Origin of the sequence: Massilia frigida (genome assembly GCF_011682175.1) — a bacterium.
GTDB classification, from domain to species: Bacteria; Pseudomonadota; Gammaproteobacteria; order Burkholderiales; family Burkholderiaceae_D; genus Telluria_A; species Telluria_A frigida.
In genome coordinates, this window is the sequence record NZ_WHJG01000018.1 from 14,139 (window position 1) to 34,019 (window position 19,881).

Here is a 19,881-nt window from a genome sequence, read left to right on the forward strand (position 1 = left end):
GCCCACCCTGCGCGCGTTTGTTCGCCTTTACTTCTTGCCCGCGGTTTCTTTCCACTGCTTGAGGAAGGCCATGCGCTTGGCCGGTCCCAGGAACTGCAGCACGATCGGATGCACCGGAATCGGCTTGACGTTCTTCTCGCCGATGATCTTGATCAGTTCCGCCGACGTGGTCTCGCCCTTGACGTCGGAACGGATCGCAAACAGCTTCGAGTCGTTGGCGATGATGGTCTGGCCGCGCACCGACAACAGGTAATCCATCCACAGCTTGGCCGCATTCGGATGCTTGGCGCTCTTGTTGATGAACTGTACGCGCGACAGGATCAGCGTGTAATCGGCCGGCAGCACCACGCCCAGCGAAGGGTCGGTCTTGGCGCGCACCAGCGCGTACGAACCGAGCACGTTGTAGCCGATCAGGTTCTCGCCCGACGAAATCCGTTCCAGCATGGTGCCGGTGGATGACTGCACCCGCACCTTGGCCGTGCCGAACGCATTTTCCAGCTCCAGGAACTGCGGATTTTCGCGCGCATCCTGGGTCATGAACATGAAGCCGACCCCGGATTTTTCGATGTCGTAGGTGGTGACCTTATCGCGGAATTTTTCCGTCTTGATCAGGGTGGCGAAAGCGGCATGGGTCTTCGGCACTTCGCTGGTGGTCAGCAAGCGCTTGTTGTACACGATGGCGGCCGGCTCGAAGGTGGTGCCATAGGCGCTGTCGTTCCACATGGCCCATGCCGGCAGCTTGGCCGCTTCCTGCGACTTGTACTGCAGCGCGTGGCCGTCCGACGCGAGGCGCATCTGCAAGTCCATCGCCGACGACCACAGCACGTCGGCCGTATTGCCGCCGGCCGCCGCCTCCGAAATGAAGCGGTTGTACACTTCGGTCGAATTCATGTCGTTGTATTCGACCGTCACGCCGGGATACAGGGCATTGAAGTCCTTGATCAGCGGCTGCGCGGCCTTGCTGTCGGTAGCCGAGTAGATCACCAGCTTGGCCTCTTTCTTGGCGCCGTCGATGATCTTCTGGTAGTCGGCCGGGTAGCCCGCCGGAACCTGCGCGAAGGCGCTGCCGGCGAAGGTGGCCGCAATGGCGGCGCCGATAAGGGTACGCTTGATAGTCATATTGTCTCCAGATTGTTGTTTTGTTTTAGCGAATCAGCTTGAATTGCCTGGCCTGCCGGTTGTAGTCGGCGACAGCCTTGTGGATGTAATCGGTCAATGCCTGTCCGGTCAGCGTGAATGGATACAGCCCGTGCGCCGCCCGCAAGCGGGCAAAATCGGAGCTGGACGTCATGCGGTCGAAACTCCCCACCCAGCGCTGGTACTCGGCGTCCTCCACCTTGGGTCCCATCCACACGCCGCGGATGATCGGCCACACCACGTCCACGCCCTGCTCGCGCGCGGTCGGCGCTTGCGACAGCACGCCCGGCAAACGCTGCTCCGACAGCACTGCCAGCACCCGCACCCTGCCGGCGCCAGCGCCCGCGTACAGGGTCGCTTCCGAGGCATCGCCCGACACCACCTGCACATGGTTCGCGTGCATCGCGGTGAAGGCCTCGCCGCCGCCTTCCAGCGCGACGAAGCGCAGCACCTTGGGGTCGATCCCGGCACTGCGCGCCAGCAGCGCCATCTTCATCCAGTCCTGGCTGCCGATGGTGCCGGACACGCCGATCAGCACCTTCTCCGGCTCGCGCCGCAGAGCGTCGATCAGACCGGCCAGGTTGCGGAACGCCGAGTCGGAACGCACCGCGATCATGCCGTAGTCGGCGCCCAGGGCCGCGACCCAGCGTACGTCGCTGGCGCTGGCCTTGCCGAACTTGCCCTGCGCCAGATTGAGCAGCGAACCGCCCGAAAAGGCCACCAGCGTATCCTTCTCGCTACCGCGCTGGGCCGCCATGGTGTGCCAGGCGACCGCGCCGATCCCGCCCGGCAGGTACGACAAGCGTAGCGCCGGCGCGTCAGTCTCGCTCTTGAGTCCTTCGCGCGCCAGCTTGCAGGTCAGGTCCATCGCGCCGCCCGGCTTGGACGGCACGATGCATTCGGCGGCTGCGGCGTGCAATGCGGCGCAGGCGGCCAGGATGGAAAACAGGGTTTTCATGGCGCTAGCCTTTCGGGATGGGCAGGGAAAATCGCTCCGCCCACCCATGCCCAACAGCGCATCAGAAACGATGCTGGATGCCGGCCGTGAGCCCTTTTTGCGTGTTGCCGAAGCCCGCATCGTCGCGCGACAGCCCCACCAGCTTGCCGTTGTCGGCCTTGGCGTAGGCAGCGGCCAGATACAGGTCGGTGCGCTTGGACAGCGCATACATCCCGCGCGCCACGTACATGATCGGATCGGCATCCGTGTTGGCGGCCACGTTCTTGACGTTGACGTAGTAGGCGGCGCCGGTCAGGGTGACCGCCGGCGTGGCGAAATAGCTGGCGCCGGCCCACCAGGTGGTGGCGCGCACGTCCGGCGTGGCGGCCTTGGCTGCTTCCAGCTTGTAATCGCGCATGCCGCCGGTCAGGCGTACCACCGCGTTCTTGAAATCGACCGCCGCGTGAAAGGCCTTGGTTTCGTCGCGCCGGCCGGTGCCGGCCAGGGTGTTGGCGTTGATCTGCTCGAAGGCGCCCATGGCCGAGAAGCCGCCGCGGCTCCAGGAACCGGCTACCGAATATTTACGGCTGTCGGCGCTGCTGCCCGCCTGTTCGCCCAGGCCGATGGTGGCGCCGTATTTGAAGTCGCCGGTTTTTCCCGAGTATTTGATCAGGTTATCGAAGGCGGTCGTCATGCCGTACTTGGACGAGCCGGTGGCATTCGACGAGGTAGCCCACGAATAGTTCGGCGCGTAGCCGAGCGGGTCGAACAGGATCACGAAATCGTAGGTGGTGGTGAACGAACGCCCCAGCACCACGCGCCCGAAGCCGCCGTCCAGGCCCACGAAGGCCTGGCGCTTGAACAGCGCGCCGTCGGCCGCGCCGGTATCCATCAGGATTCCACCTTCCAGGCCGAAAACGGCTTTCAGGCCGCCGCCCAGGTCTTCCGCGCCGCGCAAGCCCCAGCGCGAGGTGTTTTTGCCGCCCGAGATCACGCGCGTGGCATTGTCGCCGGCGGCATTGGTATTCGTGGTGTAATCGACGCCCGCGTCGATCAGGCCATAGATCTGCACACTGGATTGGGCCTGGGCGCTACCGGCGGCCGAAAAGGCGGCCGCCAGCGCGAGCGTAAGCACGGATGGTTTCATTCTTGTCTCCTGAGTTTTTGTGTTTATTGTGTTTATATACTACGGCGTTTCTGGGGCTAACTATATGGGCGCCATCCTTTCAATTGGCTTTCAGTGCGCGCCTGTACCGGTGATGCCACACTGTCCGGGCTTTTTGGCGCGCTTGGGGCTACACTGCCCCGATGCGAATACTCCTGGTTGAAGACCACATCGAACTGTCGCACTGGCTCTCCAAAGCCCTGCGCGACGCCCACCTGACCGTCGAATGCGCCACCAATGGCGCCGACGCCGACGCCCTGCTGCACACGCAGGACTACGCGCTCGTCATCCTCGACCTGACCCTGCCCAAGATGGACGGCCTCGATGTGCTGCGCCGCCTGCGCGCACGCGGCGGCGCACGCGCCAAGACGCCGGTGATGATCCTGACCGCGCGCGGCGGCCTGGAAGAACGGGTCCAGGGCCTGAACCTGGGCGCGGACGATTATCTGGCCAAGCCGTTCGAGCTGACCGAACTCGAAGCGCGGGTCAAGGCGCTGCTGCGCCGCAGCCAGGGCAGCGAGGCACTGGTGCACCAGTGCGGCGCGCTCAGTTTCGACACGGTGACACGCATGTTTGCGTATGGCGGCACGGCACTGGCCCTGACCCCGCGCGAACACGCGGTGCTCGAAGCCCTGATCACCCGGCCCGGGCGCGCGGTATCGAAGGAAAAGCTGTTCGACGAAGTCTTCGCGCTCGAAGACGACGCCAACCTCGACGCCATCGAGCTGTATATCCACCGCGTGCGCAAAAAGCTCGAGCGGGTCCAGGTTGGCGCCGCCGCCATCACCACCCTGCGCGGCATCGGCTACCTGTTGCAGCCGCGCGACACGCCAGGCTGACATGGCCGCGCTGTACGCCACCGTGCGCGGCAAGATCGGCGCCGCCCCCCTGGGCAGCCTGCGCAACCAGCTGCTGCGCTGGCTCCTCATTCCCCTGGTGCTGCTGGTCGCCCTGAACGCGGTATCGGTGTACGACAACGCGCTCGACGCGGCCGACATGGCCTACGACCGCTCACTGCTGGCGTCCACCCGCGCGCTGGCCGAGCGGGTCGCCATCAAGGATGGCAAGGTGGTGGCCGACGTGCCCTACGTCGCCCTCGACAGCTTCGAGACCGATACCCTGGGCCGCATCTACTACAAAGTGAGCGGCATCGACGGCGAAACCGTATCCGGCTTCGACGACCTGCCGCCGGTGCCGGCCAACGTGCCGCGCTCGGAAGCCTATCCGGCGCTGGTGCGCTTCTACCACGCCGACTACAACGGCGAGCCGGTACGCATCGCCGCCCTGCTGCAGCCGGTGTACGACGATTCGATGCGCGGCATCGCCCTGATCCAGGTCGGCGAAACGCTCGACGCGCGCCGCGGCCTGTCGCGCAAGATCCTGTTCGACACGCTCTTGCGCCAGGCCGTGATGGTGCTGGCGGTCGCCTCGCTGGTGTGGTTCGCGGTGCGCCTGGTGCTGCGGCCCCTGATGCGCCTGAAAATCGAAGTCGAAAACCGCGCCCTCGACGACCTCTCCGACGTCGACCAGGCGCTGGTGCACAAGGAAGTTCGCCCGCTGGTGGCCGCCATGAACGGCACCATGTCGCGCATGCACAACCTGATCGCCAGCCAGCGCCGCTTCATCGCCGACGCCTCGCACCAGTTGCGCACCCCGCTCACCGTGCTCAAGACCCAGGCCGAGCTGGCGTTGCGCGAAAACGACCCTGCCGCCATGCGCGAGATCGTGCGCTCGATCGCCGCCACCACCGACGCCACCGTCCACCTGGCCAATCGCCTGCTCACGCTGGCGCGCGTCGAACATGGCAGCGAGGCGGCCGGCATGGCGCCGGTCTCGCTCACCGCCATCGCGCGCCAGGTCGGGCTGGAGATGGCGCTGCCCGCCGTGCACAAGCAGATCGACCTGTCGCTCGACGCCGCCGACGCCGACCAGACAATGGTCGACGGCCAGGAACTCATGCTGCATGAACTGGTGACCAACCTGGTCGACAATGCCATCCGCTACACGCCGGCCGGCGGCAAGGTGGCGCTGCGGGTCAGGGTCGATGGCGCCAAGGTGCTGCTTGACGTCGAGGACAGCGGCTGCGGCATCGCCGACGACGAACGCGAAAAAGTCTTCACCCCGTTCTACCGCTCGTCGGGCGCGCTCGAAACCAACCCTGGCGGCACGGGCCTGGGCCTGGCCATCGTGCGCGAGGTCGCAGCCCAGCACCGCGCCGGCGTCACCCTGGCCAGCGCCGGCTCGGGTACGGGCCTGAAGGTGGTCATTTGCTTCAATTCGGCCGCCTGAGGTTACGGATTAAATACAGACACACAAAAACTGCGCGCCAGCCTGCGCACCCGGTGCTAATGTTGAGAGTGCTGTATTTACAGCACACCCTTCAACAACAGGAAAACGGAGAGCAGGCATGCAGTTTATTCAAAGAGCATTACTCACCATCGCACTGGCGGGCGGCGCCAGCGCGCCGGTCATCGCGGCGGACCGCTTGAGCGCGGAATACTCGGAACCGCGCGGCAGCCAGACCGCGCTGGTCGACCAGGCCAAGCGCTACAGCGCCTGGAACGTGGCGCGCATGCTGGACGATCCACAGTTCGTCAAAGCGCTGGACAAGCGTCTCGCCGGCGACGCCAAAGGCGTCATGCTGGGCACCCTGCTCGACGACGTGCGCCAGCCGAGCGCGCAGACCAAAGCCGGCGCCGACAAGCTGCGCTTTCTCGACCAGCGCGTGCGCGAACACAAGGCCATCGCGCGCGACACCAAGAACCTGCTCGAAGTGCGCCTGTACACGCCCCGCGATTCCGACGCGGCCGCGCGGCCCGACATGAGCAAGCTGCTGGTCGCCTACGCGCCGGCCGGCAAGCGTTCCGAATGGAGCGACATCGAAGCCTTCGACCACCTGGGCCAGGTCCAGCTGCTCGACGCGCGCACGCCGCCCGCCATGCCGGTGCTGATCGTCGGCATCAACGCGCGCGAAGACATACGCGCCGGGCTGGCCTACGTCAACCGCAGCCTGCGCGCCGCCGGCCTGCAATCGGCCGCGCCCAAGCTCGCGTCCAGGAGCGCGTCCGGCCTCGCCGCCAGCGACATCGAGACCACCCGCCTGGACCGCGTCAGCCTGGCCAACAGCCAGGAACCGTGGATCTCCGGCGCCGCCGAAATCTTCGCCGTCGTCTCGGGCGTCCAGCCCGACCAGGCCAAGGCTGAACTGAGCGTGGTCGACATGCCCTACCTCGACTACGCCAACACCGCCTACACGCCGAACCAGATCATGGTCTTCTGGAGCAGCTACCGCTACGGCGCGGCCAACATCCAGTTGTTCGAGCATGACGACAACACCAACTACAAGGACCTGGCGGTGGCCCTGTCGGAAAGCGTGAGCGTGATCCTCGGCGTGTTTGCACCTTCGTATGCGGTGATCGGCCAGGTCGCCACGGCGATCCTGCAAGCCATGCCTGCCGGCTGGTTCAGCAACGACGACGACTACGTCGATTCGTTCTACACCATCGAACGCGGACGCAGCTACGACAACCATCGCGGCGCCGCCAACAATGCCACGGTAACGCTCTCACCCTACCTGCTGCGCGCGCAGTAAGCGCGAGCATCACGCGGGCAGCGGCAGCCTGGCCGTAAAGCGGCTGCCCTGTCCCGGCGTCGAACACACCGTCAGGCTGCCGCCATGGCGCTCCACGATGCCGAACGAAATCGACAAGCCAAGACCGGTGCCCTGCCCGGTCGGCTTGGTGGTAAAGAACGGCTCGTAGATATGGTCGATGACGGCCGGGTCGATGCCGCAGCCGCTGTCCTCGAAATCGACGTACAGCCACGCGCCGTCGGCCCGGCTGCTGATGGCCAGCATCCCGGGCGTGAAGTCGCCGCTGCGCCGCTGCTTGTCCTCGATGGCGTGGCAGGCGTTGACGATCAGGTTCATGAACACCTGGTTCAGCTGCGCCGGCCAGCAGGCCAGCGGCGGGTCGGCCTCCAGCACGCAGCCGATATTGGCCACGCTGGCATACAGTGTGCGCACCAGGTGCACCGTCGCCAGCAGATTGGGGCCGATGGGCGCCGTCGTCATCGCCCCTTCGTCGGGCCGCGCGAACGTGCCCAGGTCGCGCACCAGGTCGCGGATGCGCGAGGTGCCTTCCAGGATGGTCGCGCTCTGGCGAACCAGCGCATCGATGCGGCCGTTCAGGCTATCGATCACGGCGGCATCGGCATCGGTGCCGGCCAGCGCCACCAGGAACGCGCGGAAGCGCTCCAGTTCCGTGGCCAGCACCTGCGCGCCGGCGTGCGCGAAATTGCTGGGATTATTGATCTCGTGCGCGATGCCCGCGCTCAGCGTGCCGAGCGACGCCATTTTTTCATGCAGCACCAGTCGCTGCTGCGCGTTCTGCAAACCTTCAAGCGAGGCGGCCACCTGGCGCGCCAGCTCGCGTTTTTGCCCGAGCAGCACGCGCACGCGGATGCGGTGCACCGCGTACACGCACGTCAGCGCGAACAAGCCGGCCGCGAGCCGGAACCACCAGGTTTTCCAGAACGGCGGCGTGATCGTGATCGCCAGCGCCACGCCGGTCTCGTTCCATACGCCGTCCTTGTTGCTGGCCTTGACCCGAAAAACGTAATTGCCCGGATCGAGATTGGTATAGGTGGCAAAGCGCTTGCCGGCGTCCGTCGCCACCCACGAGCGGTCCACGCCTTCGAGCTGGTAGGCATACTGGTTACGCTGCGGGTCGGCGAAATGCAGGGCCGCGAACTCGAACGAAAACACCGACTGCGTGTGCGACAGCACCACCTGGCGCGCGCGCTGGATCGGCGCGTCGAGCACGAAGCCGCTTGGTGCCGGGCCGCTGCGCACCGACTGGTTATAGATCTGGATATCGGTAATCACCACCGGCGGCGCGCGGTCGTTGCCGCGTACCTCGCGCGGGTCGAACATGGTGAAACCGCTATTGAAACTGCCGAAGAACATGGCGCCATCCGGCTGGCGCCAGGCCGCGCCGACGAAATAGTCGCCTTCGGCCATGCCGTCGCGGCTTGTGTAGTTGCGGAAGGTCTCCTTGCGCGGATCGAAGTCGGCGATGCCGCCATCGGTGCTGATCCACAGATGGCCATGGCCGTCTTCCAGGATCCCGTCCACGGCCGGATTGGCCAACCCTTGTTGCAGCGCATAGGACTTGAATTGCAGCTTGCCGCCACGGTCCGCCACCAGCCGGCTCAGGCCACCGCCGGTGCCGACCCACAGCGCGCCGTTGGCCGCTTCGTGCAGGAAGGAGACGCGATCGTGAATCAGGCTGGCCGGATTGGCGCTCTCGTGGCGCGCATGGCGAAAGCGTCCGCTGGCCGGATCGAACAGGTCAAGTCCGTTCGATGTTCCCACCCACAGGCGCCCGCGCGTGTCTTCCAGGATCGCCCAGATGAAGTTATCCGACAGACTGGCCTCGCTGGCGGCGTCGTGGCGGAAGGTCGTGGCCTGGTTGGTGCGCGGGTCGAGCCGGTGCAGGCCGCCGCGCGAGGCGATCCACAGTATGCCAGCGCGGTCCGGCACGATCGCCTGAATGAAGTCGCTCAAGGCGTCCCCGGTGGCGAACGGGCGCGGCGTAAAGCGCCCGCTGGCGGGATCGAAGCGGCTCAGGCCACCATTGCGGGTACCGACCCACAACTGGCCCTGCTGGTCACGTCCCAGCGCGGTGACCAGGTCGTCGTTCAGGCTGTGCGGCACACGCGCATCGTGACGGTACACCGTGGTCTGGCCGCTTTGCAGATCGTAGCGGTCGATGCCGCCGCCGTAGGTTGCCAGCCATAGCGAGCGCGGACCGTCGCCGCGGATGGCGCTGATCTTGTTGCCGCTCAAAGCGCCCGAGACCACATGGCGAAAGCCGCCGGCGTTCAGGTCGATACGGCTGGCGCCACCGAACCAGGTGCCGGCCCACAGGATGCCGGCGCGGTCTTCGAACAGGCTGGCGACATAGTTATCGGCCAGGCTGGCCGGGTTGCCGCCCTGGTGGACGAAGGAGGCAAAGCGCCCGGCGCCGGCGTCCCAGCGTTTCAGGCCATCGGTCTGGGTCCCTGCCCACAGGGTGCCGTGGCTATCCTGGAACAGGGCAGTGACGGCGCCCGGGTTGATGCCCTCGGCGCTGCCGAAGCGGCGCCGCGCGGCGGGGGCGCCGTCCGCGATGCGCCACGCTTCCAGTCCCAGTGCCGTGCCGACCCACAGCGTGCCGGCGCGGTCGATGGCCAGCGAGCGCACCGCGTTGCGCTTGAGTGCATCCGGCGCGCTGTCGTCGATGTGGTAATGGGTGAAGCGGCGCGTGCCCGGCGCCAGGTAATCGACGCCTTGCTGGGTGCCGATCCACAGGCCGCCGGCGGCGTCGAAAGCCAGGCCCGTGGCATCGTCGGCGCCCAGCGAGTGCGGATTGGCCGGATCGTGACGCTCGGTCGCAAATTGGCCGCTGGCGCCGTCGAGGCGCACCAGGCCCGAACGCGTGGTGATCCACAGGATGCCCTTGGCATCGCTGGCGATGTTGCGTACGTCGAGATAATCGGCTTTGCCGTCGCGCGGCGGGTAGGCGCTGAAGTTTTCGCTGCGCGGATTGAAGCGCTGAAGGCCGTTGCGCGTGCCCACCCACAGCTGGCCGGAGCGGTCCTCGTGCAGCGCCTGCACCGAATTGTCGGAGATGCTGGCCGGGTCGGTGGGGTCGTGGCGGAAGGTGAGGAAACGGTAGCCGTCGTAGCGGGTCAGGCCGCCCTGCCCCGCAAACCACATGAAGCCGTCGCGGTCCTGCAACATGGCGGTGACTGTCGATTGCGGCAAGCCGAGGGCGGGATTGAGCTGCTCGAAGCGCAGCTGGTCCGGTGCCGCCGCCCACGCGACGGGGCACGGAAGGCAAAGCAGGAAGGCTGCCAGCAACAAGCGCAACGAAGACATAGACAAACCGGCGAGAGGGGCTAGCGCGCCAGTATCGCAGCCTTGCCCTGTTCTGTACAGGTAGTCAGGAGGCGTGCCAGAACAACAACGAAACGGGTATCGGTAATCGATGCGTAATGGCGCCTGGACTATCGTGGGCGCCGTCACTTTACAACTGGAGAATCCATGCAATTGACCCACACACTCGCCTGGGGCGGTCTTTGCAGCATGCTGCTGGCCGCACCCGGCTTCGCGTCCACGGTCACCATCGAGCACAATGGCAGCAACCCTTTTCCTCTCGGCGGCAAGGTCTGGTTCGTCGGCAAGTTCGATGGCGTCGGCAAGTCGATGGCCTTGTCGGTCAACGGCATCCCCGGCGGTAACGCGACAGTCGGCACCATCAACTCCCAGAACGGCGAATACCTCGCCCCACTGGCAACGCCGCCGAACAACGCGGTGAGCGTCACGGCAACCTACCGCAGCGATCCACCGGCATCGGCGAGCACCATGCTGACCTTTCGCACCGGTACCACGCCGACGCCGACACCAACCGGCGGCCCATCCATCGCCGGTTGCGACATGTTCCCGGCCAACGCCATCTTCAACACCCGCATCGACGATTTGGTGCGCTTCCCCGCCCACGCCAGCAGCAACGCCTGGATCCACAGCGTCGGCAACGCGCGTGCGCTGCACATGGACTTTGGCCGCAACGTCAACCAGGCCGACTATGCGTCCTACTACGGCATTCCGTACAACGTGGTCGACGCCAGCACCACCAGCTGGCCGCGCGTCTCTTTCGCCATCACCGATCCCAATTCCGGCAACGGTGACGGCGTGCCGGACGAAAGCGACTGCGCCGCGCCCGACGCCGCCCACACGCTCACGCGCGGATGCAGCACGCTGCCAGCCACGAGCCAGCGCTTCCCCTACCCGAACGATAACGTGCTCAAGGCCGAATACGGCAACTGCAACGATCCGCAGCAGTGCGGCGACCGCCATGTGCTGGCCGTCGAAAAGAACGCCTGCCGCCTGTGGGAAAGCTACTTCACCTACAAGGTCAACGGCCAGTGGCATGCCTATTCGACCGCCGCGTGGAACCTCAACTCGAACCAGATGCGCCCGAGAACCTGGACCTCGGCCGACGCCGCCGGCCTGCCGATCCTGCCGCTGCTGATGCGCGCCGATGAAGCTTCCGCCGGCGCCGTGCGCCACGCCTTGCGCATCACCTTCGCCGACCGGGTGCTCGACCAGCGCTTCGTGTGGCCGGCCACACACGCTGCGGGTGGCGCGACCGGCAACGGCATCCCGTTCGGCGCCGTGCTGCGCCTGAAAAGCGACTTCCCGATCCCCGCCAACTGGACCACCCAGGCGCGCGCGCTGGCAACCGCCATGAAGCGCTACGGCGTGTATGTGGCCGATATCGGCAGCAACAGCTTCCTGACCGGCGAGCCAAGTGCGAGCTGGAATCCGGAGACGATCTCGCAGCTGCAGCGCATTCAAATGGGTTCGTTCGAGTTTGTCGATACCCGCACCATCACCGGCAACCCGAAGTTCAACGCCAACTCCTTCCAGGCCAGCTGGTAAGCATGCCGCCCCGGCCACGCCGGGGCTGTTCATCGGCGCGCGGCGCTCAGGCGGCGCGCAGTTCCCGTATTCCCTTCCCCAAGCGCCGCCGTAGCAAGGTGCGCAAGGTTACGCCGTCGGCATAGCCGACCATCCCCGCAATCCGTTCGACACTGGTGCTGCTCGTCTTGAGCAAGTGCAGCGCGCTTTCGACGCGCAAGTCCTGGACATAGGCCACCGGGGTCTTGCCGAGCACCTCGTGCAGGCGACGCGCCAGCGTACGCTTGCTGGTGGCCAGATCGCCGGCCGCCTGCTCCAGGCTGAAGCGTTTATCGAGATTGGCGCGCGCCCACTATTCATGGCAAGATCGATACTATAGATGTCAATGGAGCCAGTATCGTCGTGCAAACCCGGCCTGTAAAGTCGGTTCATCGCACTTCGCGACCAACCTGACCAAAGGAATTCCATGATGATCAAGCACGCACTGCTGGCCCGCTTCGAAGCACGCCCGGGCAAGGAAGACGACGTCGCCCGGATTCTCGGCGCGGCCCTGGAGATGGCCAATCAGGAGGCCAGCACGCCGCTCTGGTTTGCCCTGAAATTGTCGGAGCGCGTGTTCGGCGTGTTCGACGCGTTCGAGACCGAAGCTGCGCGCCAGGCCCACCTGGACGGCCCCATTGCCAAGGCCCTGATGGCGAGCGCCGACGCGCTGTTCGTACGCCAGCCGGAGATCGAGGCGGTCGAGGTGCTCGGCCTCAAAAACGCGGCGCTGGCAAGTTAGCCCAAGCAGGCCGGCCGCGCGGCCGGCCCTGGAATACAGACTCACACAAGGAGCATCGCATGTACGAAAAAACGCTGGTCGCCGGATGGGGCGACATGGACTTCAACGCCCACATGCGCAACACGGCCTACCTGGACAAATCGGCCGATGTGCGCATGATGTGCTTCGCCGACCATGGTTTTCCCATGGCTGAATTCATGCGCCTGAAAATCGGCCCGGTGGTGATGAAGGACGAAGTCACCTACTTCCGCGAGTTTCACCTGCTCGACGAAGTTGGCGTGACGATGGCGCTGGCCGGCCTGTCCGAGGATGGCAGCCGCATGATCATCCGCAACGAGTTCTTTCGCAAAGGGACGCTGGCGGCGCGGGTCAACTCCACGGTCGGCTGGCTCGACCTCACATCGCGCAAGCTGGTGCGCCCGCCCGAGGCGCTGTTGCAGGTGATGCAGGGCCTGTCCCGCTGCGACGATGTCATCGACCTGCCCAACAGCCGTTCGCAGGGCTGAGCGGAACGAAAAAAACCGCGCGAACATCCGCGCGGCAAAGACAGAGCCAGTCTGTCATCAGCCCATGAACCCCAGATCGCTGGCCGCGAATTTCGCCAGCTCGTTCTTGAAGACCTGACTGGCGAGCATGTCCGGATCGGCCCCGAACCACCTGCCCAGCGTCGCGCCCACCTGCTGGTTCGAGAACTGCGGGATCCACACACCCCGTCCGGTCGCGTCATCCGGCCCGCCCAGGGTAAAGTCAGGGAACCGGCCATACACGCCGCCCTTGACTGCCGCCCCGATCACCAGATGGTGGTTGCCCCACGCATGATCGGTGCCGCCCGAATTGGCCATCAGCGTGCGGCCGAAGTCCGACATCGTGAACGTCGTCACGCTGTGCTTGTGGCCGATCTCGGCGAGCGCCTGCTGGAACGCGGCCACCGACTGCGACACCTGGCGCAGCACATCCCACTGCTGGTACGCCTGTCCGCCGTGCGTATCGAAGCCGCCGATCGACACAAAGAACACTTGCCGCCCCGGCCCTTGCGCGGCGCGCTGGCGAATCAGCTGCGCCACCGTGTGCAGCTGCGTGGCCAGCGCAAAGCCAGGGAACACCGTGTTCAGCGGGGTGGCCGCATTCGCCTTGGACAGGTCGGCCACCAGGTCCATCCCTTGCAGCAGCGCCTTGTTGGCGGCATTGGCCATCAGGTTCGGATTCTCGCTGGCCAGGATCTGGCGCAAGGCATCGCGCCGCGTATCGGCCTGGGCCTGCGGCCAGAAGTTCATGCCGGCCAGGCTCAGTTCACCGGATTCCGGCAGGCGGTTGCCGTGCACGCTGGCGCCTTCCACGAACAGGCCGCCCGCGCCGACCGAGACCGCGTCGAGCCGGCCCGCGCCGCCCAGCACATCGAGCAGGCGCCCGCCCCAGCCCGTGCCGGCACCGACCGGCGTGCCGGCCTGGTTCTGCAAGGTCTGGTCGGGATGGGAAAACAGCTGTGGCGGAATCGCCGTGCCGGCCACGTACTGCGCCTTGGTCAGCGGCTGGCGCACGCTGCCGACGTTGAGCACGGCCGCCACTTCACCCTGGCCGAACAGCGCGTCGATTTCCGGCATGCCGTAGTGAAAGCCGAACGCTTGCGCCACTGCATCCGGTACGGCCTGCAAGGTGGCCGTGCGCGGCGCCAGCAAGGTCTTGGCCGAGGTCGACAAGGCCAGCCCGGCCGCGCCGCGCGCAGCGGCATACTTGGCGTAGTGGGCCGCGTCGAGCGGCACGATCATATTGTTGCCGTCATTGCCGCCGAACATGTACAGGCATACGAGGGCCTTGTAATCGGTGACGGCAGCCTGTGCCGGGGCCGCCGCGCCCAGCAAGCCCATGGTCGACAGGGTGCCCAGCAGGCTGGCCTGGGCGCTACCGCGCAGGAATCCCCGGCGCGAGGTCGAAACTGTATCCATCTTGAATCCTTTGTATGTGGAAGGCCGCTTACAGGTGCACGGCGAAATCGGAAACCGCGCTCAAATACAGCGCCGTGATCGCGCGCTGGCGTGGATCGCTGATGGCCTGGATCGTCAGGCCGAGCTGGGTGCGGGTCGCCGCACGCATGCGGCCGGACAGCAGGTTCGCATCCACCAGATTGATCAGCTTGGCCGGGTCGCCCGCCGCGTTGACGTAGGGGGTGATGTCGATCTTCACCATGCTGTTCAGGTTGCCGGCGATCAGGTCGTAGGCCAGGTTGGCGCGCAGTACCGCCAGGCTCGGCGCATAGATCTGGAATTCCGGTCCGTACAGGGTCGGCGAACCCGGCAGGCGCGTCATCGGCGAGTAGAAATTGAACACGCTTGGCGACTTGAGCAGTTCCTGGCTGACGCCGTGGTAACTCCAGAACAGATTGGTCGGGTCCAGCACCTGCCCGTTGAGCGCGCGTATCAGGCCGAGCGTGTGCATGATCGGATCCTTGAGCTGGCCGTGGGCGGCGCCGGGCGTGGCCGGACGCGCTTCGACGTCGCTCAGCACGGCGCGCAGGGTGGCGGCCAGGTCGCCGCGCCCGGCAGGGCCTTGGGCGAACACATCGGCCACGCGCTTGATGTAGGCCGGGCTTGGATTGCTCGTCACAAACGCGCGGATCAGGCGCGTGGCGATGAACGGCGGCAGGTTCGGGTGCTGGAACAGGTTCTGCATCACTGCGTCGTAATCCTGCACCGTGTTTTGCCCGGCCGCCAGTTGGGTACCGTTGAGCAAGGTCTTGGCACCCTTGTCGTGATAGGCGTCGCGCGGCTGCAAGGGGCCGCTGAAGTTTTCCCAGTTGATGCCAGTGGCGCTGGTGCCGGCGTAGGTCCAGCCGCTCAGCGCGCGTGAGAATTCGCCGATGTCGGCCTGGGTATAGGCCGCGATGGTGTCACCGTTACGGTCGAGCTGGGCGCTGCCATCCTGGTTCAGCATGGTGGTGCCGATGGTGAACAGCTGCATCACTTCGCGCGCGTAGTTTTCGTTGGGCGATGGCATGACGCTGTTGCCCAGGTCGAGATACTTGCCCATGGCCGGGTTCAGCGTCATCTCGCGCAGCAGCTTGTTGAAGTTGCCGAAGGCGTGCTTCTGCAAGGTCATCAGCCAGGGTAGCATTTCGTTCGGGTAAGGATTCTTGTCGGACGAGACGACAAAGATTTGCGAGAGCGCGAAGATCATGCGCTGGCGCAGCTGGTCCTTTCCGCTTGCCATGTTGCGGTACCAGTTGGTGGCCAGTTGATTCAGGCTGGTGGCGACCGGCATCGGGCTGGCGGGCGTGGCAAACTGCTGGGTCAGCCATGCGTTTTGGCCGAGGGTTTGCAGTTGGGCGAGCTCGGCTGCGGTGGCACCGAAGCTGGCCTGTTCCAGGAAGCGTACCGCCGCGACTTTGGCCGCATCCGGGACCGGGACCGGCGTTGGCGTCGGGGTTGGGGTTGGCGTCGGCGTCGGGGTTGGCGTCGGGGTTGGCGTTGGCGTCGGCGTTACAACTGCGCTACGCAACGTCAGCACGACCGATCCGGACACGGGCGCTGTCCCGTACGTCTTTGCGGAAATAGTCACCGCGTTGTTGGCCGGCATCACCATCGGTGCCACATATTTGCCGTTCTGCGAATTGACCGTGCCCACTGCGGCGTTACCGCCCGGAACGCCGTTGACGGAAAACTCCATGCTGCGTCCCACGCCGTCGAGCTTGCCGAGCAGCCATACCGTGCTGCCCAGCGCAAACGGCGCCTTGCCGCTGTATTCGACCGTCACCGTCGCCGCAAACGCCGGCGCGGCCACCATCAGGCACACGGGCGCCCACATCCACACTCTGCTACCTTGCATTTCAACCTCCCTGTTGTCGTTGTCGCATCCGCGCCATTGTCGAAGCGACAAAGACAGGCCGGAACAGCCAACATCATCAGGTAGAGCGCATTACAGATGGATTACAGAAGACCAATTTCCTGTATTTTTGACAAGAATCACACAGCAACGTTTTTTAACCGGGGTCTGACCTCTGATTAGAAACATTTCGAATCAGCACCCACACCAGAGTGCAGAAGCATCGACTGCAGGAAACATTTCTAATCAGAGCTCAGACCCCGGTTAAGAAAGATCGACGACGCACAGTTATCTTTACCGGAGGCCGAGTGCGACGGCCAGCTTTTCGGTCTCGTACGAAGGCGATACGCCAAGCACGATCGAGAGGGTGTCGCGGCAGCGCCGGTAGGCGCCGAAGGCGGCCGCCGCGCCATCCTGCGCATGGGCGCAGCGCATCCAGCCGCGGTAGTTCGCTTCCGACAGCGGCTCGGCCGCCAGCGCGCGCTGGTACAGGCTCAGCGCGCAGCCCCATTCCTGCATCGCTTCGAGCAGCCGCCCGAGCTGGCCGACCGCGGCGAGGAACAGGTTACGCGCGCGCTCGCGCACCGGCAGTATCCATGTGTCTTCGGCGCCGTCGCAAAACGGGCCGCGATACAGATCGAGCAGCGCCGCGCTGCAGCGCCCGACTTCCTCCACCGCGGCCTGCGCCGGCAGGCCGGCAATGGCCACGCACAGGTCGGCCAGCGCGCTCACGTCGGTCCAGACGCGCGCTTCGGCCAGGTGCGTCCTGCCGCCGGAAACGACCACCGCCTCGTCGCTCAGCAGCAGCTTGCGCAGGCGGTGCACCGTCACGTTCAACGCCGACTTGGCGACGTCGGTGCTGCCCCACAGCTGCGCGACCAGCGCCGCCTGGGCCTTGCCGCCCTCGCCCGCCGCCGCCAGGCTTCTGAGCAAAGCCAGTGGCCGCTGCTGCGCCTTGCCGGTGGCGACCACCGCCGCCCCGTGCAAGGTCAGTTCGAATTTGCCGAGCGTGCGTACCGCGACCGGCCATGGCCAGCCCTGCACGCAGCGGTTCGGCGCGGCCAGCCGCTGGCGCATGACGATGGCGCCGACATGGGCCGCGTCGATGCCGTTTTCCAGCGCCAGCGCCGCCACCCGCGCGGCCAGCACCGGCACCGCCGCAAACAGGGCGTTGGCCTGGCGCCGCCGGTGGCTCGCCATCGCCGCGTCCATCAGCGCAGCCGCGCGCGCGCCATCGCCACCCGCCGCGCTGGTGCAGGCGTCGATGAAGTCGCGTTCTTCGCCCAGCAGCACCGCTTGCACGCCGTACGCGCCAGCCACCGCCCGGCCATAGCACTCCAGCGCTTGCGGGTACGCACCGGCCCACGCATGGCAGGCACCGAGGAAGGCGTCGAAGCGGGCCCGCTCGCGCGCCGGCACGCCGGCGTCGAGCGCCAGGCGCAGCGTCTCCTGTGCGGCGTGCAGCGCGCCGGCCAGGTCGCCCGCCAGTGCCAGGCACTGCGCGTCGAGGGCATTGAGGTCGATCATTTGCAAGGTGCGCGACGCCGGCAGCGCCGCGCGCATCTGGTCGAGCAGGCCGCGCGCCGCATCCACCGCGCCGGTACCGAGCAGGTGATGCACTTCGAGCGACTGGAACAGCAAAGGATCGAGGCCGGCGTCGATGACGATGCTGCGGGCCACGCCCGTCAGGCGCTGCGCCTGCCCCAAGTCGCCCTCCTTGTTGTACCAGCGCGCCACGCGGCTGTACCAGCGCACGCGGTGCGCTGCGCCGACGGCGGCATCGTCGGCGCACGCGCCAAGCTGCGCCACCAGCACGTTGGCGCGGCCGGCGTTGTCCATCCAGTCGAAGTAGCGCAGCAGGCAGGCGCCCGCCTCCAGCCGCGCGAGCGGATCGTCGACCTGGTCGAGCGCCAGCCGCGCGCGCTGCACGCAGGCGGCCAGCAAGGGCGATTGCGGCGCCACGTACAGCAGCGCGCTGGCCATGCGCGAATGCAGCCGCAGATCGAGCGCGGGATCGAGCGCCGCCAGGTCGAGCGTGCGCACGCCATCGGCCAGCACCGCCAGCCAGCGCGGCAAGGCGCTGAAATCGGCCCATTCGGCGTCGTAGGTGTCGATGATGGCGGTCACCGCATGCAGGCGCGCCGCCAGGTCGCCGGCCTGGTCGAAAGCGCGTTCGGCGCGCACCAGGATGCGGCGCGCGTGCAGCGGCTGCGCATCGGCCAGCGACACGCCGTGCCAGTAAGCGAGCCAGGGCTGCGCATCGGCCATGTCCGCCGGCAGGCAGCTCATCCAGAGGCGCCACGTCTGGCCACGGCCGCTGGCGAGCATGCCAGCGGCGCGGCGCAGCAGGAAGCCGGCCAGTCCCTGATGCGCCTGCGCCTCGATATACAGGCCTGCCGCTTCGTCGGTGCGGCCGTGCGCGTCGGCGATGGCGGCGGCCTGCGCGGCCAGCGCCAGGCGCTGCGCGGGATCGAGCAGTTCGCGCGCCTGCTGGCGCAAAAATGCGCCGAACAAGCCGTGGAACGCGTAGCTGTCGCCGCGCCGTTCGACGAACAGGCGGCGCCGGTACAGGCGTTCAAGCAGCAGCGGCGCGCCGGGGTCGCCCGTGAGCGCCTGCGCGTCCGCACCGGACATGGCCGGCCAACAGGCCAGCATCAGCAACAGGTGCCGGGATTGGGCGGGCAGGCGTCCGACGATCTCGCCGGCGAAATAGCGGAACAGCGCTTCGCGCCCCTCCGCCAGGCCGGTGCGCGGCTGGCCACGGACGCTGCGCAGCAGCGCCACGCCCGCCGCCCAGCCATCGACCTGGTCGAGCCATTCGGTCACCTCGGGATCGGCCGGGTCGCCGGCCTGCGCCAGCGCACGCACTTCGGACGGGTCGAGGCGCAGCGCGTCCCAACCGAGCGTGCCCAGTCGCCCGTCCAGCTCCATGCGCGCGAGGCACGGCGGCAGCGCTTCGCGGCTCACGGCCACCAGCGTCACCCCGGCCGGCACTTCCGCGCATGCCGCTTCGAGCAGGTTGCCGGCGCTATCCCAGTCGACGTCGTGCGCGTTATCAAACACCACCAGGGCGCCTTGCGGCAGGTGGGCATACAACTGGCGGAAGAACAGGCGCGCGTGTTGGGCCGCGTCGCCGGCCACCTGCGGCGCGTGCCAGGGCAAGGCGCCGTCGAGGGTGCGCAGCGCCTCGGCAAGGAAGAACGACAGCGTGGCCGGATCGGCATCGCCCTGATCGAGCTGGCACCACAGTACAGGCGCCCCGCACTGATGCGCATAGCTGGCGGCCAGCGTGGTCTTGCCGGCGCCGGGAGGAGAAGAGATCCACAGCACCGCATGGCGGCCGCGCAAGCGGTCGATCAGCGCGAACAGGCGCGTACGCTGGAGCGGCTCGAACAGGCGGGGAAGCGTCAGCTTGGCGTAGGCCTGGACAGCGTGCGGCCGTGGGGGAGTGCGTGTTCTGATTGCGCGTGTAGCCATGGTCTCTCTGTCGTTCAGGGCCCGAAGGCGTATACAATACACGAGCTCACAGCGCCATCGCCGTAGTTTTCCTTACCGCCCGGGGGCCGGAGCGGATCTCCATT

At 66.6% G+C, this 19,881-nt stretch carries 13 protein-coding genes and 1 pseudogene; 6 read left to right on the top strand and 8 right to left on the bottom strand.

Annotation, left to right across the window (positions count from 1 at the left end; genetic code table 11):
- Positions 1-27: 27 nt before the first annotated feature.
- The 3 genes from F2P44_RS17920 to F2P44_RS17930 form a co-directional block, all read right to left on the bottom strand.
- Positions 28-1,119 (bottom strand): ABC transporter substrate-binding protein, encoded by a 1,092-nt coding sequence (locus tag F2P44_RS17920; RefSeq protein WP_167088414.1) that lies wholly within the window; start codon positions 1,117-1,119, stop codon positions 28-30.
- Positions 1,120-1,144: 25 nt separating this feature from the next.
- On the bottom strand, positions 1,145-2,095 hold the full coding sequence (locus tag F2P44_RS17925; protein WP_167088415.1) for a tripartite tricarboxylate transporter substrate binding protein: 951 nt from the start codon (positions 2,093-2,095) through the stop codon (positions 1,145-1,147).
- A gap of 61 nt (positions 2,096-2,156) precedes the next feature.
- Positions 2,157-3,221 carry a porin gene (locus F2P44_RS17930; protein ID WP_167088416.1) on the bottom strand — a complete coding sequence of 355 codons (1,065 nt, stop codon included), beginning with the start codon at positions 3,219-3,221 and terminating at the stop codon, positions 2,157-2,159.
- 161 nt (positions 3,222-3,382) lie between these two features.
- On the opposite strand from F2P44_RS17930, the gene F2P44_RS17935 reads away from it, so the two are divergent.
- The 3 genes from F2P44_RS17935 to F2P44_RS17945 all read left to right on the top strand — a co-directional run bounded on the left by F2P44_RS17935 (position 3,383) and on the right by F2P44_RS17945 (position 6,831).
- The gene (locus F2P44_RS17935) at positions 3,383-4,078 is read left to right on the top strand and encodes a response regulator (protein WP_167088417.1); all 696 of its coding nucleotides are present in this window, start codon (positions 3,383-3,385) and stop codon (positions 4,076-4,078) included.
- Between the two features lies 1 nt (position 4,079).
- The gene (locus F2P44_RS17940) at positions 4,080-5,528 is read left to right on the top strand and encodes a sensor histidine kinase (RefSeq protein ID WP_167088418.1); all 1,449 of its coding nucleotides are present in this window, start codon (positions 4,080-4,082) and stop codon (positions 5,526-5,528) included.
- Between the two features lie 118 nt (positions 5,529-5,646).
- Positions 5,647-6,831, top strand: coding sequence for a DUF3103 family protein (locus F2P44_RS17945; RefSeq protein ID WP_167088419.1), 1,185 nt, complete (start codon positions 5,647-5,649; stop codon positions 6,829-6,831).
- Between the two features lie 9 nt (positions 6,832-6,840).
- On the opposite strand, the gene F2P44_RS17950 is transcribed toward F2P44_RS17945, so the two are convergent.
- A complete protein-coding gene (locus F2P44_RS17950) occupies positions 6,841-10,161 on the bottom strand; it encodes a sensor histidine kinase (protein WP_167088420.1) in 3,321 nt (1,106 codons plus the stop codon).
- A gap of 165 nt (positions 10,162-10,326) precedes the next feature.
- Here F2P44_RS17950 and F2P44_RS17955 point away from each other — a divergent pair, with 165 nt between their 5' ends.
- On the top strand, positions 10,327-11,724 hold the full coding sequence (locus F2P44_RS17955) for a hypothetical protein (RefSeq protein WP_167088421.1): 1,398 nt from the start codon (positions 10,327-10,329) through the stop codon (positions 11,722-11,724).
- A gap of 46 nt (positions 11,725-11,770) precedes the next feature.
- On the opposite strand, the pseudogene F2P44_RS17960 reads toward F2P44_RS17955, so the two are convergent.
- Positions 11,771-12,055 (bottom strand): annotated as a pseudogene (locus F2P44_RS17960) (helix-turn-helix domain-containing protein); the annotation flags it as partial.
- 117 nt (positions 12,056-12,172) lie between these two features.
- Between F2P44_RS17960 and F2P44_RS17965 the strand changes: the two are divergent.
- A complete protein-coding gene (locus F2P44_RS17965) occupies positions 12,173-12,484 on the top strand; it encodes a putative quinol monooxygenase (protein WP_167088485.1) in 312 nt (103 codons plus the stop codon).
- 59 nt (positions 12,485-12,543) lie between these two features.
- On the top strand, positions 12,544-12,990 hold the full coding sequence (locus F2P44_RS17970; protein ID WP_167088422.1) for an acyl-CoA thioesterase: 447 nt from the start codon (positions 12,544-12,546) through the stop codon (positions 12,988-12,990).
- A 57-nt stretch (positions 12,991-13,047) separates the two neighbouring features.
- On the opposite strand, the gene F2P44_RS17975 is transcribed toward F2P44_RS17970, so the two are convergent.
- The 3 genes from F2P44_RS17975 to F2P44_RS17985 all read right to left on the bottom strand — a co-directional run bounded on the left by F2P44_RS17975 (position 13,048) and on the right by F2P44_RS17985 (position 19,777).
- A complete protein-coding gene (locus F2P44_RS17975) occupies positions 13,048-14,427 on the bottom strand; it encodes a DUF1501 domain-containing protein (protein WP_167088423.1) in 1,380 nt (459 codons plus the stop codon).
- A 28-nt stretch (positions 14,428-14,455) separates the two neighbouring features.
- Entirely contained in the window at positions 14,456-16,303 is a 1,848-nt protein-coding gene (locus F2P44_RS17980; protein WP_167088424.1) for a DUF1800 domain-containing protein, read from the bottom strand.
- A 291-nt stretch (positions 16,304-16,594) separates the two neighbouring features.
- A complete protein-coding gene (locus tag F2P44_RS17985; protein ID WP_167088425.1) occupies positions 16,595-19,777 on the bottom strand; it encodes an AfsR/SARP family transcriptional regulator in 3,183 nt (1,060 codons plus the stop codon).
- Between the last annotated feature and the right edge of the window lie 104 nt (positions 19,778-19,881).